This window comes from Microbacterium sp. NPDC003461 (assembly GCF_053588335.1).
The window spans coordinates 56,586-82,591 of the sequence record NZ_JBSFPT010000007.1 but is presented as its reverse complement, the minus strand read 5'-3'; the positions used below and the strand labels follow the sequence as shown (position 1 = coordinate 82,591).

General features: G+C 72.8%; 28 protein-coding genes. 14 read left to right on the top strand and 14 right to left on the bottom strand.

The window, feature by feature from the left end; all coding sequences use genetic code 11:
* Nucleotides 1-103: 103 nt before the first annotated feature.
* A complete protein-coding gene (locus tag ACWDR7_RS04995; protein WP_449853825.1) occupies nt 104-454 on the top strand; it encodes a response regulator transcription factor in 351 nt (116 codons plus the stop codon).
* Here the strand turns inward: ACWDR7_RS04995 and ACWDR7_RS04990 are convergent.
* On the bottom strand, nt 421-1,302 hold the full coding sequence (locus tag ACWDR7_RS04990) for a phosphoribosylaminoimidazolesuccinocarboxamide synthase (protein ID WP_449853824.1): 882 nt from the start codon (nt 1,300-1,302) through the stop codon (nt 421-423). The genes ACWDR7_RS04995 and ACWDR7_RS04990 overlap by 34 nt on opposite strands.
* 75 nt (nt 1,303-1,377) lie before the next feature.
* The gene (locus tag ACWDR7_RS04985) at nt 1,378-2,265 is read right to left on the bottom strand and encodes a DUF4352 domain-containing protein (protein WP_449853823.1); all 888 of its coding nucleotides are present in this window, start codon (nt 2,263-2,265) and stop codon (nt 1,378-1,380) included.
* A gap of 273 nt (nt 2,266-2,538) precedes the next feature.
* On the opposite strand from ACWDR7_RS04985, the gene ACWDR7_RS04980 reads away from it, so the two are divergent.
* Nucleotides 2,539-3,795 carry a sensor histidine kinase gene (locus ACWDR7_RS04980; protein WP_449853822.1) on the top strand — a complete coding sequence of 419 codons (1,257 nt, stop codon included), beginning with the start codon at nt 2,539-2,541 and terminating at the stop codon, nt 3,793-3,795.
* A 31-nt stretch (nt 3,796-3,826) separates the two neighbouring features.
* Nucleotides 3,827-4,510 (top strand): response regulator, encoded by a 684-nt coding sequence (locus ACWDR7_RS04975; RefSeq protein ID WP_449853821.1) that lies wholly within the window; start codon nt 3,827-3,829, stop codon nt 4,508-4,510.
* A gap of 8 nt (nt 4,511-4,518) precedes the next feature.
* On the opposite strand, the gene ACWDR7_RS04970 is transcribed toward ACWDR7_RS04975, so the two are convergent.
* Together ACWDR7_RS04970 and purD are read right to left on the bottom strand one after the other, a co-directional pair.
* Nucleotides 4,519-5,073, bottom strand: coding sequence for a hypothetical protein (locus tag ACWDR7_RS04970; protein WP_449853820.1), 555 nt, complete (start codon nt 5,071-5,073; stop codon nt 4,519-4,521).
* Between the two features lie 31 nt (nt 5,074-5,104).
* A complete protein-coding gene (gene purD, locus ACWDR7_RS04965) occupies nt 5,105-6,370 on the bottom strand; it encodes a phosphoribosylamine--glycine ligase (RefSeq protein ID WP_449853819.1) in 1,266 nt (421 codons plus the stop codon).
* 73 nt (nt 6,371-6,443) lie between these two features.
* Here purD and ACWDR7_RS04960 point away from each other — a divergent pair, with 73 nt between their 5' ends.
* Complete coding sequence (locus ACWDR7_RS04960; RefSeq protein WP_449853818.1) at nt 6,444-6,812, top strand: sterol carrier family protein; 369 nt, start codon at nt 6,444-6,446, stop codon at nt 6,810-6,812.
* 55 nt (nt 6,813-6,867) lie between these two features.
* Nucleotides 6,868-7,188, top strand: a complete 321-nt coding sequence (locus ACWDR7_RS04955; protein ID WP_449853817.1) for a potassium transporter Trk — start codon at nt 6,868-6,870, stop codon at nt 7,186-7,188.
* A gap of 3 nt (nt 7,189-7,191) precedes the next feature.
* Here the strand turns inward: ACWDR7_RS04955 and ACWDR7_RS04950 are convergent, their stop codons facing one another.
* A complete protein-coding gene (locus ACWDR7_RS04950) occupies nt 7,192-7,779 on the bottom strand; it encodes a zinc-binding alcohol dehydrogenase (RefSeq protein WP_449853816.1) in 588 nt (195 codons plus the stop codon).
* A gap of 186 nt (nt 7,780-7,965) precedes the next feature.
* Between ACWDR7_RS04950 and purM the strand changes: the two genes are divergently transcribed.
* Nucleotides 7,966-9,000 (top strand): phosphoribosylformylglycinamidine cyclo-ligase, encoded by a 1,035-nt coding sequence (purM, locus tag ACWDR7_RS04945; protein ID WP_449853835.1) that lies wholly within the window; start codon nt 7,966-7,968, stop codon nt 8,998-9,000.
* Nucleotides 9,001-9,030: 30 nt separating this feature from the next.
* The gene (purF, locus tag ACWDR7_RS04940; protein ID WP_449853815.1) at nt 9,031-10,503 is read left to right on the top strand and encodes an amidophosphoribosyltransferase; all 1,473 of its coding nucleotides are present in this window, start codon (nt 9,031-9,033) and stop codon (nt 10,501-10,503) included.
* Between the two features lie 94 nt (nt 10,504-10,597).
* Here the strand turns inward: purF and ACWDR7_RS04935 are convergent, their stop codons facing one another.
* Nucleotides 10,598-10,783 (bottom strand): DUF3073 domain-containing protein, encoded by a 186-nt coding sequence (locus tag ACWDR7_RS04935; RefSeq protein ID WP_449853814.1) that lies wholly within the window; start codon nt 10,781-10,783, stop codon nt 10,598-10,600.
* Nucleotides 10,784-10,921: 138 nt separating this feature from the next.
* On the opposite strand from ACWDR7_RS04935, the gene ACWDR7_RS04930 reads away from it, so the two are divergent.
* Nucleotides 10,922-11,482, top strand: coding sequence for a universal stress protein (locus ACWDR7_RS04930; protein ID WP_449853813.1), 561 nt, complete (start codon nt 10,922-10,924; stop codon nt 11,480-11,482).
* Here the strand turns inward: ACWDR7_RS04930 and ACWDR7_RS04925 are convergent.
* The 3 genes from ACWDR7_RS04925 to ACWDR7_RS04915 are packed head-to-tail and all read right to left on the bottom strand — an operon-like array spanning nt 11,475 to nt 13,283.
* The gene (locus tag ACWDR7_RS04925) at nt 11,475-11,816 is read right to left on the bottom strand and encodes a TIGR02611 family protein (RefSeq protein ID WP_449853812.1); all 342 of its coding nucleotides are present in this window, start codon (nt 11,814-11,816) and stop codon (nt 11,475-11,477) included. The genes ACWDR7_RS04930 and ACWDR7_RS04925 overlap by 8 nt on opposite strands.
* Before the next feature lies 1 nt (nt 11,817).
* The gene (locus tag ACWDR7_RS04920; RefSeq protein WP_449853811.1) at nt 11,818-12,417 is read right to left on the bottom strand and encodes a PadR family transcriptional regulator; all 600 of its coding nucleotides are present in this window, start codon (nt 12,415-12,417) and stop codon (nt 11,818-11,820) included.
* Complete coding sequence (locus tag ACWDR7_RS04915; protein WP_449853810.1) at nt 12,417-13,283, bottom strand: DUF4097 family beta strand repeat-containing protein; 867 nt, start codon at nt 13,281-13,283, stop codon at nt 12,417-12,419. Before ACWDR7_RS04915 ends, ACWDR7_RS04920 begins: the two co-directional genes overlap by 1 nt.
* Nucleotides 13,284-13,396: 113 nt before the next feature.
* Between ACWDR7_RS04915 and ACWDR7_RS04910 the strand changes: the two genes are divergently transcribed.
* The 6 genes from ACWDR7_RS04910 (at nt 13,397) to ACWDR7_RS04885 (ending at nt 20,907) form a co-directional block, all read left to right on the top strand.
* Nucleotides 13,397-13,849: a FluC/FEX family fluoride channel gene (locus tag ACWDR7_RS04910; RefSeq protein ID WP_449853809.1), complete on the top strand. Its 453-nt coding sequence runs from the start codon at nt 13,397-13,399 to the stop codon at nt 13,847-13,849.
* On the top strand, nt 13,846-14,217 hold the full coding sequence (locus ACWDR7_RS04905) for a fluoride efflux transporter FluC (RefSeq protein WP_449853808.1): 372 nt from the start codon (nt 13,846-13,848) through the stop codon (nt 14,215-14,217). The genes ACWDR7_RS04910 and ACWDR7_RS04905 overlap by 4 nt, the downstream gene beginning before the upstream one ends.
* Before the next feature lie 97 nt (nt 14,218-14,314).
* Nucleotides 14,315-14,512 carry a hypothetical protein gene (locus ACWDR7_RS04900; protein WP_449853807.1) on the top strand — a complete coding sequence of 66 codons (198 nt, stop codon included), beginning with the start codon at nt 14,315-14,317 and terminating at the stop codon, nt 14,510-14,512.
* Nucleotides 14,513-14,524: 12 nt separating this feature from the next.
* Nucleotides 14,525-15,229 carry a hypothetical protein gene (locus ACWDR7_RS04895; RefSeq protein WP_449853806.1) on the top strand — a complete coding sequence of 235 codons (705 nt, stop codon included), beginning with the start codon at nt 14,525-14,527 and terminating at the stop codon, nt 15,227-15,229.
* A gap of 133 nt (nt 15,230-15,362) precedes the next feature.
* Nucleotides 15,363-18,713, top strand: coding sequence for an efflux RND transporter permease subunit (locus ACWDR7_RS04890; protein ID WP_449853805.1), 3,351 nt, complete (start codon nt 15,363-15,365; stop codon nt 18,711-18,713).
* A gap of 139 nt (nt 18,714-18,852) precedes the next feature.
* On the top strand, nt 18,853-20,907 hold the full coding sequence (locus tag ACWDR7_RS04885) for a DEAD/DEAH box helicase (RefSeq protein WP_449853804.1): 2,055 nt from the start codon (nt 18,853-18,855) through the stop codon (nt 20,905-20,907).
* Between the two features lie 63 nt (nt 20,908-20,970).
* On the opposite strand, the gene ACWDR7_RS04880 is transcribed toward ACWDR7_RS04885, so the two are convergent.
* The 5 genes from ACWDR7_RS04880 to ACWDR7_RS04860 form a co-directional block, all read right to left on the bottom strand.
* Complete coding sequence (locus tag ACWDR7_RS04880) at nt 20,971-21,540, bottom strand: YceI family protein (RefSeq protein WP_449853803.1); 570 nt, start codon at nt 21,538-21,540, stop codon at nt 20,971-20,973.
* An 80-nt stretch (nt 21,541-21,620) separates the two neighbouring features.
* On the bottom strand, nt 21,621-23,894 hold the full coding sequence (locus tag ACWDR7_RS04875; RefSeq protein WP_449853802.1) for an ATP-binding cassette domain-containing protein: 2,274 nt from the start codon (nt 23,892-23,894) through the stop codon (nt 21,621-21,623).
* Between the two features lie 28 nt (nt 23,895-23,922).
* Nucleotides 23,923-24,516, bottom strand: a complete 594-nt coding sequence (locus tag ACWDR7_RS04870; RefSeq protein WP_449853801.1) for an ECF transporter S component — start codon at nt 24,514-24,516, stop codon at nt 23,923-23,925.
* Nucleotides 24,517-24,564: 48 nt separating this feature from the next.
* On the bottom strand, nt 24,565-25,566 hold the full coding sequence (locus ACWDR7_RS04865) for a pirin family protein (protein ID WP_449853800.1): 1,002 nt from the start codon (nt 25,564-25,566) through the stop codon (nt 24,565-24,567).
* A 20-nt stretch (nt 25,567-25,586) separates the two neighbouring features.
* On the bottom strand, nt 25,587-25,952 hold the full coding sequence (locus tag ACWDR7_RS04860; protein ID WP_449853799.1) for a GNAT family N-acetyltransferase: 366 nt from the start codon (nt 25,950-25,952) through the stop codon (nt 25,587-25,589).
* Between the last annotated feature and the right edge of the window lie 54 nt (nt 25,953-26,006).

Here is a 26,006-nt window from a genome sequence, read left to right as displayed (position 1 = left end):
GCCACATGGCCGAAGCGCGGGCGCGGCGCGGGGCGACACGATCGACGCATGACGCTCTCATCATCCGTTCCGGCCGCCCGCACCGCCGCCCGCCGCGTCGGCCGTGCGCGCCGCCGCCGACGGCGAGGCGCTCATCTCTCCCCGCATCACCACGCGGCTGCTCGCGGAGTTCGCGCGCCGCCCTGCGCCCGAGCCCGCCGAGCCGCTCACGCTCCGCGAGGAGGACGTGCTCGCGCTGCTCGCCGAGGGCCTGACGAACGTGGAGATCGGGGAGCGGCTGCACTTGTCCCGCGGCACGATCAAGACGCACATCGGCGGCATCCTCGCCAAGCTCGGGGTGCGCAACCGCGTGGAGGCGGCGATGTGGGCGTACGAGTCGGGTCGGGTCGGCGCGGCGGGCCCGCCGCCGGGTGACGAGCGCTACGCGGTCATCCGCTCGAGGAGCTCGCGGTAGCGGGCGACGGTGCGCTCGATGACCTCGGCCGGCAGCTCGGGCGGCGCGCCCTGCTTGTCCCAGTGGGCGCTGAGCCAGTCGCGCACGATCTGCTTGTCGAAGCTCGCCATGCGCTCCTGCGGAGTCGATCCGCTCTCCCAGGATGCGCGGTCCCAGTAGCGCGACGAGTCGCTCGTGAGCACCTCGTCGGCCAGCCGCAGCACGCCGCGCTCGTCCACGCCGAACTCGAACTTCGTGTCGGCGAGGATGAGGCCGCGCGCCTCGGCCGCCGCGGCGGCGCGCGCGTAGATCGACAGCGAGGCGTCGCGCAGCTGCGCGGCGCGCTCGGCGCCGACCAGCTCGACGGTCCGCTCGAACGAGATGTTCTCGTCGTGCTCGCCGAGCGGCGCCTTGTAGGCGGGGGTGTAGATCGGCTCGGGCAGGCGGTCGCCGTCCTGCAGGCCTGCCGGGAGCGGGATGCCGCACACCGTGCCCCGATCCCGATACTCGAGCCAGCCGGACCCGGTGAGGTAGCCGCGCACGACGCACTCGACGGGCAGCATCTCGAGCGAGCGGACGATCATCGCCCGGTCGGCGACCTCGGCCGGCGGCGCCTCGCCCGTCAGGTGGTTCGGCACGGGCTCGCCGCCGTCGGCGCCGGCCAACTGGTCGAACCACCACAGGCTCAGCGCCGTCAGGAGCGCACCCTTGCCCGGGATGCCGGGGGAGAGCACGTGGTCGAACGCGCTCACGCGGTCGGACGCGACCACGAGCATGCGGTCGTCGCCGCCATCGGCGGGCCGGTACAGGTCGCGGACCTTCCCGGAGTACACGTGCGTCCAGCCGGGGATCTCGCGCGCCTCGCTCATCGCACCATTATCGCGGCCGGCGCCGAGACGCGCGGACGGGCCGGACCCGCGAGGATCCGGCCCGTCCGTCGGGGCTCACTGCGCGGCGAAGAACACCGGCTCGGCGAACATGCCAGGCGTCACGGCGATCGTTCCCTGCGCAGCGGTCGCGCTGGGCACGGCAATGGCGATGTTGCCGGTCACCGCCGCATCCTTGTAGAGCTCCGCGAGGCTGTCGAGCGCGTCGGGGGCGACGGAAACGTCGCCGAGCCCGTCGATCGTCACGCCGTCGGCGGTCACGTAATCGACCTGCACCATGGCGGCCATCGACGGCTCGTCGGAGAGGTTCTTCACGGTGACGTTGATGAGCGCGTACTCGTAGCCCTCCTCCGGCGCCGAATTGAAGGTGTTGGCTGCGAGGACGGCGTCCGTGGCGCCGAGTGTCACGCTGTTGACCGTGACCTCCCAGTCGTCGTTCGCGATCGTGCTGCCGACCGGGAGCGGGTGCTCGCGGGTGCCCTCCTCGGCGGCGGCGCTGTCGCCGGCCGCTTCCTCGGCCTCGGCACCCGCCTCGCCCTCCACCTCATCGGCGACCACAGCCGTGTCGCCGCCGGACGCCTCATCGAGCGCGTCGCCGACCGCAGTCAGGGCGTAGGTCGTGAACGCGATGAAGCCTGCGATCGTGCCGACGACCGCCACGATGATCGCGGCGATGGACAGCCCCTTCTTCCGCCCGCGCAGGCAGACGCCGACGATGCCGAGGATGAAGCCGACGGGGAGGAGGAGCCAGCCGATCCCGAGCAGTCCGGGAATCACGGCGCACACGAAGCCGACCGCGGCGACGATGAGGCCGATGAGGCCCACGACGTTGTTCTGCTTCGGTGCGACGGGCTGGGTCGGCGCGCCATACGGCGGGACGGAAGCGCCCGCGGGCGAGGCGGTCGGCTGCGGAGGGGCAGGGGGCAGGGTGCTGTCGTTGGACATGGGGACTCCTTGCTGTGTGCCGACGGATCGGCATGGGGACTTTCTGGGCAGTTCTACCCATATTTATGGGTAGTTCTTCTTCATCTATAGCGGATGCGACGGACATCGCGGATTCGGCGAGCTGCGACGACCGCGAACCGCGACTCCCTCAGCGTCGGCCCGCGTCGATCCCCGGCGCCTCCCCCGTCCGCACGGATCGGGCCGGACGATCGTCCGGATCTCGCCGGGCGGACGGATGAGGCGGCTGTCCGGGGTGCGCCATACGCTCGGAGCATGACGACGGCTGCGGGCTCCCGACCCGGCCGGTTCGCCCGGCTGCTCGACGGCGGCTGGTCGACCGGCCTGTTCGTGCTCGGCTGCCTGTGGGACATCTGCGCCGTCATGAACGTGCCGGGCGCGGCGGTGTTCCGCGCGGGCGTGCCGCGCGAGGTCTCGATCACCGACACGGGCACCCTCCTCGTGCTGGCCGCGATCATCGCGTGGGCGAGCGTGTTCGCGCGCGCCCGCCACCCGCAGCTCGTGCTCATCGCGGGCGGCGCGCTCATGATCCTCGGCGTCTCGTACGCCCTCGCGCTCGTCGGGGTGTTCCACGCCCTGCTGCGATGGCCGCGACGGGCCTCCCTGATCGGCGGGATCGCGGTGGCGGCGGTGGCGCTGTTCGTGCTGCGCGAGTCGCTGACCGAGTGGGGCGCCGCGCTGCCCTGGCTGTTCAGCGCCGACGGGGGTTCGCCGGGCGGTCCCGCCTGGGACATCGCGCGATGGGTCATCGCCGCCCTCGCGCTCTGCGCCGTGGGCGGGCTCGTCGTGCATCAGCGCACGCGCGCCGAGGCGGCGGCCAGCCGGGCGCGGGCGGCGCGCGAGCACGAGCGGGCCGACGCCCTCGGCGAGCAGCTGGCGCGGCAGGCCGAGCGGGAGCGGATCGCGCGCGACCTGCACGACGGCCTCGGGTACCGCCTCTCGACCGCCGCGCTCTCGGCGAGCGCCTTCGAGGCGCAGGTCGCCGCGGATCCGGCGATCGATCCGTCGCTCGCCGGCTGGGCACGCACCGTGCGGCAGCAGACGCACGCCGCGCTCGAGGACGTGCGCGGCGTCGTCGGCGGCCTGCGGTCCGAGCCGGCGGAGGCGCCGCCCGCGCCTCCCGCCTCGCTCCGGCTGATCGCCCCGCTGCTGACGGACCTGCGCGCGGGCGGCCGCCGCATCGACGCCTACGTGCTGATCGACGGCGCCGATCGGGTGGCCCCGGCGCTCGACGCCGCCGCGTACCGCATCGTGCAGGAGAGTCTCACCAACGCGCTGAAGCACGCGCCGGGGGAGCCGATCTCGCTCACGGTCGACGCCGCGCCGGACCGCGGCGTGCGCGTCCGGATCGAGAACCCGATGGCCGCACGCGGCGCCGGCGTGCCCAGCGGCGGTCAGGGGATCGTCGGCATCCGCGAGCGCGCCGCGTCGGCGGGCGGCTCGGCGTGGATCGGCCCCCACGAGGGGCGGTTCATCGTCGACGTCAGGCTGCCGTGGGCCGAGCGGGCCTGATCCTGTCGGCGGCGGCCGGTATCGTGGCCGCGTGCCCACCGACCATCCCGAGCGTCCCGTGCGCGTGCTGGTCGTGGACGACGACTACCTGGCGCGCACGGCCGTCACGCTGATCCTCGGTCCGCGGCCCGACATCGAAGTCGTCGGCGTCGCGGAGAACGGCCGGGAGGCGATCGAGCTGGCCCGCGCCCACCGTCCCGACGTCGTGCTGATGGACATCCAGATGCCCGTGATGGACGGCATCGAGTCGACGAGGGAGCTGCTGGCACAGGTCGACACCGCGGTGGTCGCGATGACGAGCGTCGCGGGCACCGAGACCGTGCTGCGCATGCTCGAGGCCGGCGCCTACGGCTACGTGCTGAAGGACACGGCGCCCGACGCCCTCGCCGACGCGGTGCTCACCGTCGCCCGCGGTGACGCGTTCCTCGCGCCCCGGCACACGCGCGAGCTGGTCCAGCGCCTCGGCGCGGGCACGGGCGGCGAGGCGCGGCGCGACGCGGTGACGCGGTTCGCGCAGCTGACGGAGCGCGAGCGGGAGGCCGCGCGTCTCGTGGCGGCCGGGGCGAGCGACGAGCAGATCGCGCGGGCGATGCACGTCGCGCCGTCGACGGCGAAGTCGCACGTCCAGGCCGCCAGGCTCAAGCTGGGCGCGGCCAACCGCCCCCAGCTGGCCGTGCTCGTCGAGCGCGCCGGCGAGACACCGCCCGAGGCCTGACGCCTGCGTCAGTGGAAGGTGGCGCTGCCGCTGTAGCCGGTGGGCGCCTCGGGGGAGCGGCCGAGTCCGAGGCCCTCGGCCAGGCCGGACCGCGCACCGGCGCTGTCGAGGCGCCGCTCGACGAGGCGCGCGTTGTAGCGGTTCGGGTAGGCGTAGACCGCGAGCAGCGCGAGGGAGATCACGGCCCCGATCGCGAACGTGATCATCGTCGCGTGCGGCAGGGCGAACAGCAGCGCGATCGACACGAGCGCCGGCGCCGTCGCGAGCGCCATCCGCACGAACATCGTCGACTGGTACACGCTGGCCCCGGCCCCCGGTGCGACCTCGACGTGCGAGGCGGGCAGCGGCGGCACACGCAGGCCGACGGTGACGATGCCGGCCCACGCGGCGACGCCGACGGCGACCGGCAGCGCGAGCCCGAGCACGTCCGGCATGCCCCAGGGGTCCTCGGCGGGCACCACGAACGCCATCACGACGCCCATCAGCGGGATCACGCCCAGGTAGGTCGAGACGATCATCCGCATCGTTCGCAGACGCGAGCTCGAGGTCATCCCGTCGGTCATGTCGTCCCCCTCCGTCGTGGCGGCGGCCTCGTCAGCCCACGCGGGCGGCGATGTCGCGCCGGTGGTGCGAGCCCTCGAGTCCGATGCGGTCGATGGCGTCGTAGGCGCGGGCGCGGGCCGTGGCGAAGTCGGGCGCCAGCGCCACGACGTTCAGCACGCGGCCGCCCGTGGCCAGCAGTGCGTCGCCCTCGGCGCGCGTGGCCGCGTGGGCGAGGTGCACGCCCTCGACGGCCGCGGCCTCGTCCAGCCCGGTCAGCGGGCGGCCTGTGACGGGCGCCTCGGGGTAGCCCTCGCTGGCGAGCACCACGGTCACGGCGGCGTCGTCCGAGAACTCCGGCGCGGGCGCCTCCTCGAGCGTGCCGCGCGCGGCGGCCAGGAGCAGCTCCGACAGCGGGGTGCGCAGTCGGGGCAGCACCACCTGGGTCTCGGGGTCGCCGAAGCGGGCGTTGAACTCGATGACCTTCACGCCGGCGTCGGTGAGGATGAGGCCGGCGTACAGCAGCCCGACGAACGGCGTTCCCTCGGCGTCGAGCTGCCGGATCACGGGCACGGCGATCCGCTCGGTCACTTCAGCGACGAACTCCGCCTCGCCGCCGAAGCGCTCGGCCAGCCACGGCAGCGGCGAGTACGCGCCCATCCCGCCGGTGTTCGGGCCGGCGTCGCCGTCGAGCGCGCGCTTGAAGTCCTGGGCGGGGCTGAGGGCGCGGACCGTGTCGCCGTCGCTGAGGAAGAACAGCGAGACCTCGGGGCCCGAGAGGAACTCCTCCACGAGCACCGGCCCGCTCGGCAGGTACTGCGCCGCGTGGGCGAGTGCCGCCGCGCGATCCTCCGTCACGATCACGCCCTTGCCGGCGGCCAGGCCGTCGGCCTTCACGACGTAGGGCGCGCCGAACGCGTCGAGCGCTGCCGCCACGTCCTCGTCGGTGCCGGCGTGCGTCGCGCGCCCCGTCGGCACGCCCGCGGCCTCCATGATCCGTTTCGCGAACGCCTTCGAGCCCTCCAGCTGGGCGGCGGCGCGGCCGGGGCCGAACACCGGGATGCCGCGCTCGCGCAGCGCATCGGCGACGCCGGCCACGAGCGGCGCCTCGGGCCCGATCACGACGAGGTCGACGGCGTTCTCGTTCGCGAAGCCGGTGACGGCCGCGGGGTCGAGCATGTCGAGGGTGACCAGGGTCGCGTCCCGCGCGATGCCGGCGTTGCCGGGCGCGGCGAGGATCTCGTGAGCGGTGGACTCCGAGCGCAGGGCCAGGATGATCGCGTGCTCGCGGGCGCCGGAGCCGAGGACGAGGATCTTCACGCGCACCAGCCTACGGTCCCCGCCGCGCGCGTGCCCGATCCGCACGTGCCCGGATCCGCTGTTGAATGGGGGGATGGGGAAGCGGATCGAGACCGGGGACGGGCGGGAGGCGCTCGCCGCCGTGCGGGCGGCGCGCGAGACGGGCCAGAAGCCGGCCCGGCCGCAGCTCGCCACCGCCGTGCGCTACCTGCTGCAGCTGCTCGTCGAGAAGGCGCCGGGCGCCTCGGTCGAGGTGCGCGTGCCGCCCTTCGGCGCCGCGCAGGTCATTCAGGGGCCGCGGCACACCCGCGGCACGCCACCCAACGTCGTCGAGATGGATGCGGCGACCTGGATCGACCTCGCCACGGGCGCGGCGCGGTGGGATGAGGCGCGAGCCGAGGGGCGCATCTCGGCCTCCGGGGTCCGCGCCGACATCGCCGCGCTGCTGCCGTTGCGGCCCTGAGCGGGCGGCCCGAGATCACCGGCAGCATTCAGGGTTCGGGTGTTTGAATAGCCGCATGTCCTCGCAGATCCCCGCGCGCGCCGACGAGCTCGTCGGCGTCCGCCGCGCGCCGAAGTACGGCGTCTTCGCCGCGCTCGGCGCCATGCTGGGCATTGCGGCGGCCATGATCCTGTCGACGGTGTTCGACGGCACGTCCGAGCCGAGCCGCTACACCGAGATCGAGTACAGCGCCTCGCAGGCGTTCGGCTTCATCCTGCTGTGGTGCCTGCCCGCCGGCATCCTCGTCGGGATGCTCGTGGCGCTGCTGCTCGACCGCACGGTGGGCCGCCGGGTGCGCCAGGCGCACGCCGTGCACGAGATCGTCGACGAGGGCTGACCGTCACACGAGGTCGGCCACGATCGGCCGCACGGCCTTGCCGTACGCGGCCACGTCGCCGCGCAGCCCGTCGCTGACCGCGATCGTGAGCTCGCCGATCCGCCAGAGCCCGCGCTGCGCGAACGGCAGGATCTGCACGTTCAGCACGAACGGATGCGCCGGGCGGCCGAGCCGCCTCTCCTCGTCGCGGACGAGGCTGTTCCAGACCCCGCCCGACCCGCGGCCGTGCTGCTCGAGGTTCAGTCGCCGGAGCGCCGCGTCGGCGAACTCGAGCGCGGCGGGCGCGAGGGGCGCGATCGCGGTCGCCAGCCGCACGGAGCTCTCCGGGACGGCGACGAGGTCGCCGAACCCGTCGACGAGCTCCAGCGGTTCGTCCGCCGGGTGGGCGAGCGGCTCCACCGTCATGTCCCAGTACTGCAGCCACTGCGCGGCCAGCACGTCGGACGCCTCGGCGCCGGTGGGTGCGCCGCGCAGCGACGGGAGCTGCTCGGGCGCACGCACGCCCAGGGCGCCGCGCAGGTAGAGCGCGACGAGCACGCCGAGGTCCGTGCCCTCGGTCACACGCCAGCTCGGCCACTCCGATGCCTGCATGCGGTCAGTCTAGGGACGGCCCCGCCGGCCGCGCCTCGTCCAGCCCCCTCGCATCCAGCACGCGGGTGCGGCAGATAGTCTTGACCCGTGGTCTCCGATCCCACTTCCGCGCGCACGTCCGCGCACAACTCCACGTACACCGAGGCCGGTGTCGACACGGCCGCCGGCGACCTCGCCGTCGAGCTGATGAAGTCGTCGGTGCGCGCCACGCAGGGGCCGGAGGTGCTCGGCGGTGTCGGCGGGTTCGCCGGCCTGTTCGACGCCAGCGCGCTGAGGGGCTACCGTCGCCCGCTGCTGGCGACGAGCACCGACGGCGTCGGCACGAAGGTGGCGATCGCGCAGGCGATCGACAAGCACGACACGATCGGGCAGGACCTGGTCGGCATGGTCGTCGACGACATCGTCGTCGTGGGCGCCCGCCCGCTGTTCATGACCGACTACATCGCGTGCGGCAAGGTGTTCCCCGAGCGGATCGCCGACATCGTGCGCGGGATCGCCGACGCGTGCCGCGCGACGGGCACGGCCCTCGTCGGCGGCGAGACGGCGGAGCACCCCGGCCTGCTGGGCGTGGACGACTACGACGTCGCCGGCGCGGCCACCGGCGTGGTCGAGGCCGACGCGGTGCTCGGCGCCGAGCGCGTGCGCCCCGGCGACGCCGTGCTGGCGCTCGGCTCGAGCGGCCTGCACTCCAACGGCTACTCCCTCGTGCGCCACATCCTCTCGGGCGCCGGCATCGGCTACGGCGACCACGCCGCCGACCTCGGCATGACGTGGGGCGAGGCGCTGCTCGAGCCCACGCGCCTGTACACCTCGCCGCTGCTGCGCCTCATCGCGCAGACCGGCGACGGCGTGCACAGCCTCAGCCACGTCACGGGCGGCGGCATCGCGGCCAACCTCGCGCGCGTGCTGCCCCGCGGCACGTGGGCCGAGGTGGATCGGTCGACCTGGAGCCCGAGCCCCGTCTTCCGCGTGCTGAGCGACATCGCCCGCACCACGCTCGAGTCGAGCGAGGGCACCTGGAACCTCGGCATCGGCTTCCTCGCGGTCGTCGATCCGGCCGTCGTCGACGCGGCCGTCGCGGCGCTGGCCGAGGACGGCATCCCGGCCTGGCAGGTCGGATCGGTCGGCGCCGGCGACCCGCCGGGCGACGGATTCGAGCAGGGCGCCAAGGGCGTCGACGGCGGCGCGGTGCGCCTGGTCGGCGCGTACGCGGCCCGCTGACACGGAGAGAACGGACGAAGTAACCACCCCATGTGCGGCATCGTCGGAATGGTCGGGAGCTCCCCGGTCAACCAGGACATCTACGACGCGCTTCTCCTTCTGCAGCACCGCGGCCAGGACGCCACGGGCATCGCGACGGCCGAACCCAACGGCGTCATGCACCTGCAGAAGAAGCCGGGCCAGGTGCGCGAGGCGTTCCGAACCCGCGACATGCGATCGCTGCTCGGCAACGTCGGCCTCGGCCACGTGCGCTACGCCACGAAGGGCACGGCGTCGGCCGAGGAGGAGGCGCAGCCGTTCTACGTGAACTCGCCGTACGGCCTCGTCCTCATCCACAACGGCAATCTCACGAACACGCGCGAGCTCACGGCCGACATGGCCCGCCGCGACCGTCGGCACCTCAACTCGTCCAGCGACACCGAGCTGCTGCTCAACGTGCTCGCCAACGAGCTGCAGGCCACCACGAGCCCCGTCGACCTCGAGCCCGAGCGCATCTTCGAGGCCGTCACCCGCACGCAGCGCCGCATCGAGGGTGCGTACGCCGTGATCTCGATCATCGCCGGCTACGGCCTGCTCGCCTTCCGCGATCCGTTCGGCATCCGCCCGCTCATCCTGGGCCGCCGCACGGGCGAGGACGGGCGCGACGAGTGGGTCGTCACGAGCGAGTCGCTCGTGCTCGAGAACGCGGACTACGAGGTGGTGCGCGACGTGGAGCCCGGCGAGGCGGTGTTCATCTCGAACGACGGCGAGCTGTTCTCCAAGCAGTGCGCCGACGACCCCCAGCTGCTGCCGTGCTCGTTCGAGTACGTGTACCTCGCGCGCCCCGACTCGATCATGAACGGCGTCTCGGTGTACGAGTCGCGCCTGCGCATGGGCGAGAAGCTGGCGGCGACGATCGCGAAGCACGTGCCCGAGGGCCTCATCGACGTGGTCATGCCGATCCCGGATTCGTCGCGTCCCGCGGCGATGGAGGTGGCGCGCGTGCTGGGCATCGAGTACCGCGAGGGCTTCTACAAGAACCGCTACGTCGGCCGCACGTTCATCATGCCGGGCCAGGCGGTGCGCAAGAAGAGCGTGCGCCAGAAGCTCAACGCCATGTCGAGCGAGTTCCAGGGCAAGAACGTGCTGCTGATCGACGATTCGATCGTGCGCGGCACGACGAGCAAGCAGATCGTGCAGATGGCGTACGCCGCGGGCGCGAAGACGGTGACGTTCGCGTCGGCGGCCCCTCCCGTGCGGCACCCGCACGTGTACGGCATCAACATGCCGTCGCGCCACGAGCTCGTGGCGCACGGCCGCACGATCCCGCAGATCGCCGAGGAGCTCGGCTGCGACTACCTCGTGTACCAGGAGGTCGACGATCTGCGCGACGCGATCATCGAGAGCGCCACGGGAGAGGCGGCCTTCCGCGATCTCGACATGAGCTGCTTCGACGGCCGCTACGTGACGGGCACCGTCACCGACGAGTATCTCGAGTGGGTCGAGGGATCGCAGAGCTCCTGAGCCCGGCTGGCCTCAGCGCGGGTCGGCGCGGCTGAATCCGGGCACGAGAAAATCGCCGTGGGTGGGAACCCACGGCGATCTCACGACGGATGGCTTATGCCGCCTCGTCGTCGTCCTCGTCGTTGTCCGTGTACTCGTCGGCCCACTTGTCGACGTACAGGTCGTCGTCGTTGTGGCTGCCGAGTTCGCGCTCCAGCGCGTTGTAGTCCACGGCAGGGCTGTACGACTTGAGTTCACGGGCGAGCTTTGTGTGCTTCGCCTTCTGACGGCCACGCCCCATGCGCGAGACCCCCTCGTATTGAGCTGCGGGTGCTGCCCCGATGTGATCGAATTCACCGGCGGAACGGCCGGAAAGAGTAGACTTGAGGATACCACGAGGGCTGGAAGCACCGGCCTCCTGGCAACCCTGAAGGGGGCGATGACGATGTCGGAGAACCAGGCGGAGACCGCCGGAGGCGTCCGCATTCCGGACGAGGACAAGGCCCTGCAGGGGGCCGTCGTCGTCGGAGCGGTCCCCGATCAGAACCCGCGAGTCCTCCGAGAAGCCGCCCGATACGCCAAGCTGATGGGCGCTCCGCTCGTGGTCGTGCACGTCGACGTGACGCGCTTCGTCACCTACGAGGACCCGGACGGGTACGTGCACTCCGCGCCGATCGACATCAACGTCGACGCCGGCGCCGAGGAGTTCGAGGCCGTCAAGGCCCACGCGGCGGAGGCGCTCGACGGCAGGGCGGAATGGACCGCCCGGCAGCTCGTGGGCGACCCGGCGCTGGCGCTGAAGCACTTCACGACGAAGATCGACGCGAAGCTCATCGTGATCGGCACGCGCAAGCGGGGCTTCGGCGAGTCGCTGCGCGAGTTCTTCACGGGGTCGGTCGCCGCGCGCCTCTCGCACCGCCAGTCGATCCCGTTGCTCGTCGTGCCGCAGGGCGAGCTGCTCGCCGACGACGAGGAGTACCCGCCCTCCGACCTCACCTGACGGCGAGGCCGTCGCGGCGCCGCCGGCGCTCCTGGCGCCGCTTCCACCAGGCGGCGATCCGCGCGATCTGGCGGCGCATCCACGCCGCGCTGCGGCGCGCCCACGCGAACTCCGTGCCGAGGATGGCGAGACCGCCGAGCAGCACGAGCGCTCCGGGCCCCGGCAGCGGCAGCAGGATCACCCCGAGCGCGGTGACGATGCCGCCGACGGTGCCCACGGTCGTCCGGTAGCCGCGACGGATCCGCGGGTGGCGATCGATCCACCCCCGGATCCGTCCACGGTCGGCCGGTGCGCCAGGCGGGCCGGCCGGCCACCGCGGTTCGGGAACCGCCATCTCAGCCCCTGAGCACGCGGGTGAGCTCGCGCGCCGCCTCGTCGAGGGCGCGGGCGAGGTCGTCGACCACGGCGGGCGCGAGCTCCCCGCCGCGCGCGACGTGCGTGCGCAGCTCGCTGCGGACCCGGCCGCGGAAGTCCGCGACCACGGCCTCCGCGCGCTGCAGCTGCTCGCGCGACTGCGCGCGGTCGTCGGCCGCAGGCGGCGGAGAGGTCCGCTCGGCGTGGGCGGCCGCCGCGAGATCGGCGCGCAGGCTCTTCATCGCCTCGCGCACGCTCGCGCGCACGCCGTCGGCGATGATCCGGACCGAGTCGGCCAGCCCCGCCTCGATGCCCGCGATGTCGTCCGCGCGCGAGGCCACCTCGGCGCGGCCCGCGTCGGTGATCTCGTACACCGTCTTGCGGCCGTCGGCGGTCTTGGTCACGAGCCCCTCCTCCTCGAGCTTCGACAGCCGGGGGTAGATCGTGCCGGCGCTCGGGGTGTAGGTGCCGCCCGTGCGCTCGGCGAGGGCCTGCATGATGTCGTAGCCGTGGCGCGGCGACTCGTTCAGCAGGTTCAGCAGGTACAGCCGCAGGTCGCCGTGCGAGAAGACGGCGGGCATCAGAGGTCACCGTCCCTCGGCGGCGTCAGCGGCGCCTCGGTGCTCGCGGCGTCCGCGGCACCGGCGCCGCCGCGGCGCACCACCGTGATGTCACCGGCGACCGTGTTGGCGCGGACGTCGGCGAAGGCGCCGGAGAGCTCCCCGGTCGATCCGCTGTAGCTGGAGGGCACGCCGCTGCCGCGCGGCACGCCGTCGACCGTGAGCCGGCCGCTCGCGCTGCGCAGCACGTAGTTGGCGGGGTAGCCGGCGTCGAGCCGGAAGGTGGCCCCGCCCGAGACGCCGTTGAGCGAGATCGCGCCGATCGGGCCCTCGGCGTCGACGAAGGCGGTGCCGGACACCGAGTCGATGTCGGCCTTCGTCACGGCGCCGGAGACCATCACGTCGCCCGAGACGGTGTGCGCGTCGAACGGGCCGGTGAGGCCGCGCACCTGCACGTCGCCCGAGACGGCGTTCACGCGCAGCGCGCCCTCGTGGCCGTCGACGAGCACATCGCCCGAGACGGTGTTGACCGAGGCGTCGCGGCGCAGACCCGCGACAAGAGCGGTCGCGCTGACCACGCCCAGCGTGAGCGCGACATCGCGCGGCGCCGCCACGCTGATCTCGGCGCGCGGTCCGCCCGCGCCGAAGTTGCGGAACACCTCGAGGAAGTTGTCCCACCGCAACTGCGGGTGGTCGATCTCGAGCTGGCCGCCCGAGAGCTCGACCCGCAGGTCCTTCACGGTCACGCCGCGGATCTCGACGCGCACGTCGGGCTCGTCGTGGGCGATCACGTCGATCTGCCCGCCGACGAGGCCGATCTTGAGCGACAGCACGCCCTCGACGTCGATGACCCGGTTCTCGCCCGGGTGGATCAGCCATTTCTCCATGGTCCTCGCTCCTGCAAGACGGCCGGATCGCCCGGCTCTGAATTCGAGATATATCTCGATACGAAAGAGTGAAACACGATATATCTCGATCCGCAAGGGGATACTGTGGGCGGGTGACCGTCCGCTTCCGCCGCACGCCCCTTCGGTGGGGCCTGCTGCCGCTCGTCGTCGCCGGCGGGGCGGTGGGGGTGACCGGGCGGTACCTGCTCACGGCCGACACGAGCGATCCGCTCCTGGGGCTGCCGATGGTCCTTCTCGTCAACGCCCTCGGCTCGGGCCTGCTGGGCGTGCTCGTGGGCTGGGCGGGCGACAGACCGCGCCTGCGCGCGTTCCTCGGCACGGGCGTGCTGGGCGGCTTCACGTCGTACAGCGCGCTGGCTCCGGTGTTCGCGCTCGTGACGGTGAGCTCGGTCGAGGCCGGTGCGCAGGCGAGCCCGCTCGCCGCCGCGGGCACGCTGCTGCTGCTCGTCGTGGGAGGGGCGCTGCTGTTCGTCGCCGTGCCGGCGGGGCTGGCCGCCGTCGGCTACGCCATCGGGCGCCGCGCGGCGAGCGGGGGCGACGCGTGAACCCCCTCGAGGTGCTGGCCGTCGCGCTCGCCGGCGGGGTCGGCGCGGGTCTGCGCTGGATGATCGACGCCGCGCTGCGCCCCTCGCGCGGCTTCCCGTGGCCGATCCTGCTCGTGAACGTCAGCGGCTGCTACGTCATGGCGATCCTCGCGACCGCGTTCGCCGGCGCGGGATCGCCGATCCTCACCGTCGTCACCACCGGGCTGCTCGGCGGCTACACGACGTTCTCGACCGTCTCGGTCGACACGGTCGAGCTGTGGCTCGCGGGTCGTCGCGTCGCGGCCGTCGGCAACGGCGTCGGCACCCTGCTGCTGTGCGTGCTCGCCGCCGCGCTCGGCCTGCTGACCGCGGCCGCGTTCGGCGCCTGAACACGGGGGCTGATGGAGGCGTCTGAATCGCCGTCTATCCCACGGAATGTCGGAGGCCCGTGTTCTACTCTTGGCACACAGCAAAGGAGGGCTCGCCATGGCACCCGTGATCACGATCGAGGAGCGCGATCTCATCGAGCGTCGTGATGCGCTCCTGCGTGAGCTCGGGTTGACCTCGTACGCGGAGTTTCGCCGCGAAGCGCACGCGCGCCCGTTGTCGGACCGGGCGTGGGCGCTTCGAGATGAGCTGGATTCGATCGCTTACCTCCTCGGTGAGAACGAGCTGACGGACTGACGCGCGCCTCGGATGCTCGGTCAAGCGCAGGACCTCGCTGCCCGGCTCGAGCACACGATCCGGCAGGCGCTGCCGGGACAAGCGCGGATACGGGCGCAACAGTTGCCGAGAACGGGGCGAGTGCGCATCTGCCCGGTTGACGACGATGAATCGGTGAGGCCGGCGTCATTAGCGCTCCGCGGGGACGACGTTGTTCTTGCCCATTGGACGTTCGCGATCTTCGCCGAGCTGTCCGACGACGGATTCCTGAAGTTCGATCAGGCCCGCATCTCCCTGACGCCTGAGTTCGAGGAAGCTCCGATCGTGCGGCTCGAGTATGAGAGTCGCACGACTGGACCTCCCGTCTCGCACTGGCAGTTCCATGGCGAACGTGGCTCGTTGTCGTTCATCCTGGCCCGCACTCATACGAGTGGCAGGCACCGGGCGGTGCCGATGTCGCTTTCCGCATTGCACTTTCCGACGGGCGGGCGGCGGCTGAGGCCAGGGATCGAGGACTTCGTACAGTTCCTGATTCAGGAGTGCGGATTCGATGCTCGTCCTGGTTGGCGCCGCGCTGTGGAGGACGGTCGGGAACTTGCTCGACGTTTCCAGTTTCGTGCCGCCGTACGCGACCATCAGGCGGAAGCGGCGGAAGTGCTGAAGAACAACGGATGGACGGTGCGACCACCTGACGGAAGAGAGCTCACGGACAACGCCGAGCGATTGCGAGAGTACTGACGCTCGGCGCGTGAACACGGGGGATGTCCCCCGCGCGGGGCGCGCGCGCCGTGTGTCAGACTGATCGCGTCGGATACAGCACCGTATCGGCGGTGCCGACCGGCGCCGCCGGTCGAGATCGAGAGTCCCCGTCTTGTCGAAACTCGCCGTCCTCAGCCTCAAGAACCGCGCCCTCATCGCGCTCATCACCATCTGCGCCGCTGTCTTCGGCGGCATCGGGCTCACGAGCCTGAAGCAGGAGCTCATCCCGTCGATCGAGCTGCCCGCGCTCATCGTCATGAGCACCTACCCCGGCGCCTCGCCGGAGGTGGTGGAGAACGACGTGTCGACGCCGATCGAGGAGGCCATCCAGTCGGTCCCCGACCTCGATTCGACGACCGCCACGAGCACGACGAACGCGTCGATCGTGCAGGCGATGTTCGCGTACGGCACCGACCTCGGCACGGCGGAGCAGAAGATCCAGCAGGCGATCAGCCGCGCCCAGCTGCCCGAGGACGTCGATCCGCAGGTGATGTCGGTGAGCATCGACGACCTGCCCGTGATCCAGATCGCCGTCAGCGGCTTCGGCGAGGGCGAGGACGCGCAGGGCGAGCTCGAGAACTCCGCCATCCCCGAGCTCGAGGACGTCGACGGCGTCGCCTCGGCGTCGATCGTCGGCGGCGTGGGGCAGCGGATCACGATCACGCCCGACACCGCCGAACTCGCGGCGCGCGGCTTCTCGACCCAGGCGATCGGCGACGCCATGGAGCAGAACGGCGTGCTGTTCCCCGGTGGCGACATCACCGAGGGCGACGAGACGCTCACGGTGCAGACCGGCGCGAAGGTCACCTCCGTGGACGACATCGCGGCGCTCCCGCTCGTCCCCTCGGGCGGCGAGCCCGAGCTGGATCCCGGCACGGGGGCGCCGATCGTGCCGGAGGTCACGACGATCGGCGACGTCGCGAGCGTGGAGCTGGCGAACGATCCCGTCTCGTCGATCTCGCGGGTCAACGGCGAGGACGCCATCTCGATCTCGATCACCAAGCTGCCGGCGGCCAACACCGTCGAGGTCTCGGACGGCGTGCTCGCCGCCGTCGCGGACCTGCGCGAGACGTTCCCCGACGCCGAGTTCACGGTCGTGTTCGACCAGGCCCCGTTCATCGTCCAGTCGATCGAGACGCTCGCCGTCGAGGGCATGCTCGGTCTCGTCTTCGCCGTCGTCGTGATCCTCGTGTTCCTGCTGTCGATCCGCTCGACGCTCGTCACGGCGATCTCGATCCCCACGAGCGTGCTCATCGCGTTCATCGGCATGCAGGCGTTCGGCTACTCCCTCAACATGCTCACGCTCGGCGCCCTGACGATCTCGATCGGGCGCGTCGTCGACGACTCGATCGTCGTGATCGAGAACATCAAGCGGCACTACGTGGGCGACGCCGACAAGGGCGACGCGATCCGCCTCGCCGTGCGCGAGGTCGCAGGGGCGATCACCTCGTCGACGATCACGACGGTCGCGGTGTTCCTGCCGATCGCCTTCGTGGGCGACATGGTCGGCGAGCTGTTCCGGCCGTTCGCCCTGACGGTGGCCCTCGCCATGCTCGCGTCGCTCTTCGTGGCGCTCACGATCGTGCCGGTGCTCGCGTACTGGTTCATGAAGCCGGGCAAGCCGATCCTCGACGCGAACGGCCGGCAGATCGACCCCGAGAGCCCCGACGCCCCGCCCTCGCGCCTGCAGCGGGCCTACCTGCCCGTGCTGCGGTGGACGCTCAAGCACGGCTGGGTGACGCTGCTGATCGCCGTGCTCGTGCTCGGCGGCACGGTCGCGATGGCCCCGCTCATGAAGGTGAACTTCCTCGGCGACACCGGCCAGAACACCATGACCGTGACGCAGGATCTCGGTCCGAGCGCGAGCCTCGAGGCCAAGGACGAGGCCGCCGCGAAGGTCGAGCAGGCGCTCGAGGGCGTCGACGGCATCGAGACGGTGCAGGTCTCGGTGGGATCGACCGGATCGCCGCTGCAGGATGCGTTCTCGGGCGGCGGATCGGCGACGTTCTCGATCATGACCGACGCCGACGTCGACCAGGAGGCGCTGCGCGCCGACGTGCAGGAGGCCGTGGCCGACCTCGACGACGCGGGCGAGATCACCGTGGCCGCGGCGGCCGGGTTCGGATCGACCGACATCGAGGTCAGCGTCTCTGCGCCCGACCCGCAGACGCTCCAGGAGGCGACCGACGCGATCGTCGCCGAGCTGGACGGACGCGCCGGCGTGGGCGAGGTGACGGACGACCTCGCCGCGAGCCTGCCGTACATCGGCGTGGTCGTGGACCGCGAGGCCGCCGCGCAGCGGGGCCTCAGCGAGGTCGCCGTCGGCGGGATCGTCTCGAACACGATGAACGATCAGCAGATCGGCACCGTCGAGATCGACGACACGGCGCTCACGGTGTACATCGCCGTCGAGGACCCGCCGGCGACGGTCCAGGAGCTCCGCGAGCTGGAGATCCCCAGCGCGCTCGGGATGGTGCAGCTGCAGGACATCGCCACGGTGGAGGAGACGGCCAGCCCCACGTCGATCACGACGGTGCAGGGTCGACGCACCGCCGCCATCACCGTGCCGCCGGCGAGCGACAACCTCGCGGAGGCGACGGCCTCGGTGACCGCGGCGCTCGACGCCGTCGACCTGCCGGACGGCGCGCGGGCGGAGGTGGGCGGCGTGGCCGAGCAGCAGGCCGAGTCGTTCTCGCAGCTCGGCCTCGCGATGCTCGCGGCGATCCTCATCGTCTACGTCGTGATGGTGGCGACCTTCAAGTCGCTGCGCCAGCCGCTGCTGCTGCTCGTCTCGGTGCCGTTCGCGGCGACCGGCGCGATCCTGCTGCAGGTGGTCACGGGCGTGCCGCTCGGCGTCGCCTCGCTCATCGGCGTGCTCATGCTCATCGGCATCGTCGTCACGAACGCCATCGTGCTCGTCGACCTCGTGAACCAGTACCGCGAGCATCACGGACTCAGCACGCGCGACGCCACGCTCGTGGGCTCGTCCATGCGTCTGCGGCCGATCCTCATGACGGCGCTCGCGACGATCTTCGCGCTCACCCCGATGGCGCTCGGCATCACCGGGCACGGCGGCTTCATCTCGCAGCCGCTGGCGATCGTCGTGATCGGCGGTCTCGTGTCGTCGACCTTCCTCACGCTCATCGTGCTGCCCACGCTGTACAACCTCGTCGAGGGGGCCAAGGAGCGGCGGATCGCCCGCCGCGGCGGCGGCGCGGCACCGTCCGGCGACGACGGCCCGGACGACGGTCCCACCGCGCCGGGCGGGTCGGACGCCTCGACCGGATCGGTCGCACCGGATCGTGCGGAGGCCGAGGCGCCCGCGCTGCAGCCCTCGCCCGCGGCGGCGCCGGTCGGTCCGGCACCGGTGGCGCCGCGCGACGCCGCCTCGGCGCACGTCGAGCACGGGACGCTGCCGAACGCCTCGCCGGTGCAGACCAGCCGTCGCGCCCTGCGCGGCTGAGCCGCGCCACCCGCACAGGCTTTCTCCCAGGCGGGTTCGGTACGCTGAGGGGTCGGCTTTGGGATTCCGCGTATGTGTGCGCGGGTGTGTGTGGTCCTGACGTGGCCGCATGACACCTATGGAAGGTGCGTACTTTCGCATGCCCAAGAACACCAATCGATCCGGCGCTCGCGCCCCGAAGAACTTCGACCCGCGCTACGCGAAGAAGTCGACCGGAGGCCCGTTCCGCGGCCACGGTCGCGACGACGAGCGCAAGCCCCGCTGGTCGGCCGACGACCGCGGCGCCCGCACGGGTGCCCGCGACGAGCGCACCGGCTCGACCGGCGACCGCCGCTTCGACGGCCCCCGTCGCGACGACCGCGCCGGTCGCCCGGAGCGCACGAACGACCGCGGCGAGCGTCGCACGTACGGCGACCGCCCCGCCGGTGAGCGCCGTTCCTACGGCGACCGCCCCGAGCGCGCCGGCGGCTTCCGCCGCGACGACCGCCCGGCTCGCGACGACCGCCCGCGCTACAACCGCGACGACCGCCCGGCCCGCTCCTACGGCGACCGCCCGGCGCGCGACGAGCGCCCCCGCTTCGACCGCGACGACCGCCCGGTCCGCTCGTACGGCGAGCGCACCGAGCGTCCCCGCTACAACCGCGACGACCGCCCGGCCCGCTCCTACGGCGAGCGCACCGAGCGCCCGCGCTACGAGCGCGACGAGCGTCCGGCCCGCCGCTTCGAGGGCGACCGCCCCCGCTACAGCCGCGACGACCGCCCGGCCCGCGACGAGCGCCCGCGCTTCGACCGTGACGACCGCCCGGCCCGCCGTTTCGACCGCGACGAGCGCCCCGCCCGCCGCGAGTTCGACGGCGAGCGCCCCGCCCGCCGCCAGACCGAGGGCGAGCGCGCGTGGCAGGAGCGCCGCGAGGCGCCCGTGCGCTCCAAGCAGCAGGAGGAGCAGATCGACGTCGTCCACGAGCGTCTCGAGGCGCAGGCTGTGCAGGCCGAGGACGTCACCGAGATGACCTTCGGCGACCTGGGCCTGGGCGACAACATCGTCCGCGCCCTCGCCGACCTGGGTGCCTCCAAGCCGTTCCCGATCCAGGCGTCGACGGCCCCGTCGATCCTCGAGGGTCGCGACGTGCTGGCCCGCGGCCGCACCGGCTCGGGCAAGACGATCGCCTTCGGCGCCCCGCTGGTCGAGAAGATCCTCCGCGCCAAGGCGGGTCAGAAGCGCGAGTTCGGCCGCTCGCCGGTCGCGCTGATCATGGCGCCGACGCGCGAGCTCGCGCTGCAGATCGACCGCACCGTGCAGCCGATCGCCCGCAGCGTGGGCCTGTTCACCACGCAGATCTACGGCGGCGTGCCCCAGGCGCGCCAGGTGGGCGCGCTGAAGAAGGGCGTCGACATCATCATCGGCACGCCCGGTCGCATCGGCGACCTGCAGCGCCAGGGCAAGCTGGACCTCTCGCAGATCCAGATCTCGGTGCTCGACGAGGCCGACCACATGTGCGAGCTCGGCTTCCTCGAGCCCGTGCAGGACATCCTGCGCCTGACGAGCGAGGGCGGCCAGAAGCTGCTCTTCTCGGCGACGCTCGACCGCGAGGTCGCCGCGCTCGTCGACGAGTTCCTCGTCGACCCGCAGGTGTACGAGGTCGCCGGCGAGACGCAGGAGACCGGCACGATCGATCACCGCGTGCTCGTGGTCGACCAGCGCTCGAAGTCCGAGATCCTCGACGCGCTCGTGGACCGCGAGGGCAAGACGCTCGTCTTCACCCGCACGCGCGCCTTCGCCGAGATGCTCGCCGAGCAGTTCGACGACGCCGGGATCGATGCGATCTCGCTGCACGGCGACCTGAACCAGGCCAAGCGCACGCGCAACATCGAGCGCTTCATGAAGGGCCGCGCCCGCGTACTCGTCGCCACAGATGTCGCCGCGCGCGGCATCCACGTGGACGACGTCGACCTGGTGATCCAGGCCGACGCCCCCGACGAGTACAAGACGTACCTGCACCGCGCCGGCCGCACCGGCCGCGCGGGCAACTCCGGCCGCGTCGTCACGCTGATCACCCGTCAGCGTCGTCGCAAGATGACCGAGATGCTGCAGCGGGCCGAGATCCAGGCTCCGTTCGACGAGGTGCGCCCCGGCGACGACCTCATCGACGAGCTGGCCGGCGCCCCCACGGTCGAGGAGCTGACCACGGCGTAAGCCGCAGCACGCACGTGAAAGGCGGGCCGCCCCCTCGGGAGCGGCCCGCCTTCCTCATGCGGATCAGTCGGCGGTCTCGCCGTCCTCCAGATGGATGAGGCTGAGCTCGAACTCGAGCGTGATGCGCTCCGACACGAGCACGCCGCCGGCGTCGAGCGGCACCTGCCACTCCAGGCCGAAATCGCGGCGATCGATCCGCCGGGTGCCCTCGAAGCCGGCGCGCAGGCGGCCGTCGGCGTCGCGCCCGATGCCCGTGAACTCCAGCGGGATGCCCACGTGCTTCATCGTGTTCTTAATCGTCAGCGCGCCGTTGACGAGGAAGGCGTTCTCGCCCACCTGGTCGAAGCTCGTCGACTCGAAGGTGATCTCGGGGTACTTCTCGACCTCGAAGAAGTCTCCCGTGCGCAGGTGCGCGTCGCGCTGCTCGTTGCCCGTGTTCACGCTCGCGGCCTTGACGCGGACCTCGACGTGGGCGTCGTCGATGCCACCCTCGCCGACCACGAGCTTGCCCGAGATGTCGTGGAAGGCGCCGCGCACCTTCGAGACCATCGCGTGCTTGACCGCGAACCCGAAGCGCGAGTGGGCCGGGTCGATGATCCACGTGCCCGCGTATGCCGGATCGAACTCCGTCATGTCGTCTCCAACTCTCACCGGCGCCGTCGTTCGGCGCCGATCCTTCGTGGGCAGGACGTCCCGAACCCGCCCTTACTCTGTCATATCCATCCGCGCGGCAGCGTGATCGCCGCGAAGGCGATGAAGACGGCGGCCGTGGCGGCCCATCCGGCCACCACGGCCACGGTGTCGGCGGTCCGCCAGCACAGGACGCGCCGCTCCGTGCGGGTGGGGTGGGCGCCGAACGCGCGCGCGTCCATCGCGAGGGCCACCCGTTCGGCGTGCCGGATGGCGCCGGCCAGCAGGGGCACGAAAGACGCGGCGGCGCGCGACAGACGCGTTCCGCCCGTGCCGCGCACGCGATGGGCGGCGCGGATGATCGCCATCTCCCGCCGCAGGCGCGGGGCGAATCGGTACGCGGCGAGGGCGGCGTACCCGATCCGGTACGGCACGCCCAGGTGCTGCACGATCGCGCGCACGAGATCGGGACCGGTGGTGGTGAGGCCGGGGACGAGCGCGATCGCGAGCATCGCCGTGAGGCGCAGGCCCGTCGCGGTGCCCGTGCGGGGATCGGTCCACAGCGCGAAGCCCGCCGCGAGGGCGACGAGCACGGCGGGCAGCGCGACGCCGAGCCACAGCCCCAGCCGCCGATCCCGTCGCGCGCCGACGAGCAGCACGAGCGCCGACAGGATCGCGAGGGCCGCCGGGGTGGCCAGGTCGCGCGTGAACACGACGCCGACGAGCGCGGGCAGGACGGCGGCGAGCTTCGCGAGCGGATCGAGCCGCTCGAGGGGCGCGGCCCGCCGTGGCCCGGACGCGCCGGCCGGCCCCTCGGCGGTCTCGAGGGGGCGCGGCCGATCGAACACCGCGCGGGCGGTCGGCAGGGTCTCGTCGGCGGGACCGACGGCGACGAGCTCCCCGCCGTCCATGACCGCGACGTGCGTGGCGTGCTCGGCGACCAGGCGCAGGTCGTGCGTGACCACCACCACCGTCGTGCCGTGGGCGTGCAGCTCGTCGAGCAGCGCCAGGAGCTCGTCGGCCCGCGCGCGATCCTGCCCGAAGGTCGGCTCGTCCAGCACGAGCACCCCGCCGGGGCGGTCGGCCCCCGCGATCAACGCGGTCGCGACCGACAGCCGCCGCTTCTGCCCGCCCGAGAGCCGATAGGGGTGCCGATCCGCGTGCTCGGTCAGCCCGAACCGGGCGAGCATCGCGTCGACGCGCGCGTCGCGCTCGGCACCCGGCACGCGGCGCAGGCTGTGCGCGAGCTCGCCGCGCACGGTGTGGGAGACGAACTGGTGCTCGGGGTTCTGGAACACGAACCCCACGCGCTCGGCGAGGCGTCGCGGGGGCGCGGCGCCCGCATCGAGCCCGGCGACGCGCACGGTGCCGCGGGGTGGGGGTGCGACGCCCGCGAGCGCCTGCGCCAGCGTGGTCTTGCCCGCGCCGTTGGGCCCGACGATCGCCGTGAACGAGCCCGCGGGCACGTCGAGCGAGACGTCGCGGATGAGCGCGCGGCGACCCCGGCCGCGCCCCGTCCGCACCGTCAGCCCGCGCGCCGACACGGCGGGGGCGACGTCGCCGGCGGGCGTCGGCACGGGCCGGCGGCTCGGCTCGCCGTCCCGGGGCAGCCACACGCCCATCGCGCGCAGCTCGGCGGCGTGGCGGTCGAGCACGTCGGCGGGGTCGCCGTCGTGGGCCACGCGTCCGTCGGCGTCGAGCACGACCACGCGCGTCGCGAGCGGCAGCGCGGCGTCGACGTCGTGCTCGACGAGCAGGACGGCGTGCTCCCCGGCGGCGACGAGGTCGGCGAGCGCCGCGTACACGTCGCGCACGCCCGCGGGATCGAGCTGCGCGGTCGGCTCGTCGAGCACGAGCAGCGGGCTGCGCATCGCGAGCGCGCAGGCGATCGCGAGCCGCTGCTTGCCCCCGCCCGAGAGCTCGTCCGGATCGTCGTGGCGGCGCTCCCACAGGCCCACGCGCCGCAGGGACTCCTCGCTGCGCGCCCGCACCTCCGCGGCGCCCAGGCGCAGGTTCTCGAGGCCGAAGGCGACCTCGTCGAGCACGCTCGAGGTGACCAGCTGCGCGTCGGGGTCCTGGAACACCATGCCGACGCTCGTGCTCAGCTGGGCGGGCGACGCTCCCGCGGCGTCCCGCCCGCCGATCCGCACGACGCCCTCGACGTCGGCGTCGATGTGGTGCGGCACGAGCCCGTTGAGCGTGAGGGTGAGCGTGGTCTTGCCGCTTCCGCTCGGGCCGAGCAGCAGCACGACCTCGCCCGTGCGGATCTCGAGCGAGACCTCGCGCGGCGCCGGCCGCGGGGCGTCGAGATGCGCGACGCTCACGCGCGCGAGCGCGGCGAGCGGGGCGTCGGTCATCCGATCAGCGTATGCGGCCGCGCCCGGGTCACGCCCGCGGCGCCGGGTGCCGCTCGGCCCGGCGCCCGCGCTCCCTGCCGCGGCCCGGCGTGATGCCGGCGCGCTCGAGCCCGCGACCGATCCAGAGTCCGAGCAGCGTCCACGCCACGGGGCCCAGCAGCGACAGCGCGAGGTAGGCGGCCTGCGCCCACGCGGGCAGCTCGCCCAGGTCGGCCGCCATGGCGACGACGAACGCGACGAGGGCGCCGATCAGCAGCGCCGAGACGAGGTACCGCCACCAGCTCCAGGCGCGGTACCGGAACACGGCCGCGACGCCCTCCTGGATGCCGCCGAACAGCAGCGCCGTGCCGAGGAACTGCGGCGCCCACACGGGCGCGATCGCGGCGCCGACGAGGCCGGCGAGCACGTGCGTCACCAGCGCCACCCACGGCATCCGGAACAGCTCCTGCGCGACGATGCCGGGCAGCGTGTGCACGCCCAGCAGGAAGCCGTACAGGAACGGCGCCGCCGCGAGGACGGGGACCGTGAGCCACCCCTCGATGCCGCCGAGCACGCCCGTCGCGACCGCGATCGCGGCGCAGACGAGGAGGACGCGCGTGGAGAGGACACCGGACTTGCTCACGCACCCGAGCCTATTGCGATCCGCCTGCGCCCCGGGCGGGTGCGCGGTTCAGATGCGGCGGCGCCGCGCGGTGAGCCGCACGTTCGGCAGCGGCGGTGCGGGGATGCGATCGTCGGGCTCGTGGCCCACGACGGATCCGAACCTCGCGTCGCGGGCCTCCCAGTGCGCGCGCGCCTCGGCGATCTCGTCGTGCGAGCGGCCGACGAAGTTCCACCACATCACGATGTCCTCGCCGAACGGCTCGCCGCCCAGCAGGAACACCATCGCCCCGCCCTCGGTCGATACCTCGATCCCGTCGCGGTGCACGCCCAGGTACAGCAGATCGAGCCGGTCGAGCGACAGGGAGGCCGCTCCGCCCGGCGCCGCATCGTGGACCCGCAGATCGCCCTCCACGTGCACGATGGCGTGCTCCCAGTCGCTCGGCAGCGGCAGCCGCACGCGCGAGCCGGGGGCGAGACCGATCTCGGCGCCCACGATGGGGCTGTAGACGGCGGCGGGGGAGTCGACGCCCGCGAACGAGCCGACCACGACGGTGATGTCGGGGTCGGCGCCCTCGCTCGCCGCGACGGCGGCGGACGGCAGCTCGCGGTGCTGCTCGAAGTGCGGCCCCTGGCGGCGCGCGCCCTCGGGCAGCGCGATCCACAGCTGCAGCGCGTCGATCGGTCCGGGCTCGTCGCCCACGGAGTACTCGGAGTGGCTGATGCCGTCGCCGGCGGTCATGATGTTCAGCTGCCCGCGCGTGATGCGCACGTCCGATCCGACGGCGTCGCGGTGGCGCACCTCGCCGACGAGGGGCCACGTCACCGTCTGGAGACCGATGTGCGGATGCGGATCGACGCGCATCATCGCCTCTTGCGGGCCGAACCGGTCGAGGAAGCACCACGCGCCGACCAGCGGCAGGTCGCGCTGTGGCAGGGAACGCGACACGTCCATGGCGCGCACACCGCCGAGCGGCACGCGCCGCGGCTCGAGCAGCAGCGCGCGCGGCCCGTCGCAGTCGGTGGATCCGCCGTCGACCGCCTCCCCGGCGTCGACGTCGTAGCGGGTCATCGCCCTGGGATTCCCGCGGCTCAGGCCGGCTGCTCGGGCGGGGTCGCGGCGTTCTGCGGCGTGCCGTGCGGCCAGTCCACGATCGCCCCGGCGACCTCGTTCTCGGTGAGGTAGGCCGCGATGAACGGGCACAGCGGCACGATGGTGTCGCCGCGCCGGGCGACGTCCGCCAGCGCCTCGGCGGCGAGGACGTCGCCGAGGCCGCGGCCGCGGAAGGCCGGATCGATCACGGTGTGGACGAACCGGATCCTGCCCGTCTCCTGCGAGAACTCCGCGTAGCCGGCCAGCGTCTCGCCCTCGCGCGTCGCTCCGGCGTCGGGGGCGTCCGACACGTAGATCTCGTAGCGGTTCCGGTCGTCCACGCGCTCGACCCTCGTGTTCGTCATGCCTCCACGCTACGAGGTCCGCGGGCCACGGGGAACCCATCCGGCCGTTCACAG

Bases quoted from the DNA above. Each gene is read 5' to 3' on its own strand.
- purF (WP_449853815.1), top strand. From the start codon at position 9,031: ATGTGCGGCATCGTCGGAATGGTCGGGAGCTCCCCGGTCAACCAGGAC.
- ACWDR7_RS04915 (WP_449853810.1), bottom strand. From the start codon at position 13,283: ATGGAGAAATGGCTGATCCACCCGGGCGAGAACCGGGTCATCGACGTC.
- ACWDR7_RS04950 (WP_449853816.1), bottom strand. From the start codon at position 7,779: ATGCAGGCATCGGAGTGGCCGAGCTGGCGTGTGACCGAGGGCACGGAC.
- ACWDR7_RS04920 (WP_449853811.1), bottom strand. From the start codon at position 12,417: ATGCCCGCCGTCTTCTCGCACGGCGACCTGCGGCTGTACCTGCTGAAC.
- ACWDR7_RS04885 (WP_449853804.1), top strand. From the start codon at position 18,853: ATGCCCAAGAACACCAATCGATCCGGCGCTCGCGCCCCGAAGAACTTC.
- ACWDR7_RS04930 (WP_449853813.1), top strand. From the start codon at position 10,922: ATGACGATGTCGGAGAACCAGGCGGAGACCGCCGGAGGCGTCCGCATT.
- ACWDR7_RS04900 (WP_449853807.1), top strand. From the start codon at position 14,315: ATGGCACCCGTGATCACGATCGAGGAGCGCGATCTCATCGAGCGTCGT.
- purM (WP_449853835.1), top strand. From the start codon at position 7,966: ATGAAGTCGTCGGTGCGCGCCACGCAGGGGCCGGAGGTGCTCGGCGGT.
- ACWDR7_RS04875 (WP_449853802.1), bottom strand. From the start codon at position 23,894: ATGACCGACGCCCCGCTCGCCGCGCTCGCGCGCGTGAGCGTCGCGCAT.
- ACWDR7_RS04860 (WP_449853799.1), bottom strand. From the start codon at position 25,952: ATGACGAACACGAGGGTCGAGCGCGTGGACGACCGGAACCGCTACGAG.
- ACWDR7_RS04990 (WP_449853824.1), bottom strand. From the start codon at position 1,302: ATGAGCGAGGCGCGCGAGATCCCCGGCTGGACGCACGTGTACTCCGGG.
- ACWDR7_RS04970 (WP_449853820.1), bottom strand. From the start codon at position 5,073: ATGACCGACGGGATGACCTCGAGCTCGCGTCTGCGAACGATGCGGATG.
- ACWDR7_RS04925 (WP_449853812.1), bottom strand. From the start codon at position 11,816: ATGGCGGTTCCCGAACCGCGGTGGCCGGCCGGCCCGCCTGGCGCACCG.
- ACWDR7_RS04980 (WP_449853822.1), top strand. From the start codon at position 2,539: ATGACGACGGCTGCGGGCTCCCGACCCGGCCGGTTCGCCCGGCTGCTC.
- ACWDR7_RS04985 (WP_449853823.1), bottom strand. From the start codon at position 2,265: ATGTCCAACGACAGCACCCTGCCCCCTGCCCCTCCGCAGCCGACCGCC.
- ACWDR7_RS04880 (WP_449853803.1), bottom strand. From the start codon at position 21,540: ATGACGGAGTTCGATCCGGCATACGCGGGCACGTGGATCATCGACCCG.
- ACWDR7_RS04955 (WP_449853817.1), top strand. From the start codon at position 6,868: ATGTCCTCGCAGATCCCCGCGCGCGCCGACGAGCTCGTCGGCGTCCGC.
- ACWDR7_RS04935 (WP_449853814.1), bottom strand. From the start codon at position 10,783: ATGGGGCGTGGCCGTCAGAAGGCGAAGCACACAAAGCTCGCCCGTGAA.
- ACWDR7_RS04960 (WP_449853818.1), top strand. From the start codon at position 6,444: ATGGGGAAGCGGATCGAGACCGGGGACGGGCGGGAGGCGCTCGCCGCC.
- ACWDR7_RS04865 (WP_449853800.1), bottom strand. From the start codon at position 25,566: ATGACCCGCTACGACGTCGACGCCGGGGAGGCGGTCGACGGCGGATCC.
- ACWDR7_RS04895 (WP_449853806.1), top strand. From the start codon at position 14,525: ATGCTCGGTCAAGCGCAGGACCTCGCTGCCCGGCTCGAGCACACGATC.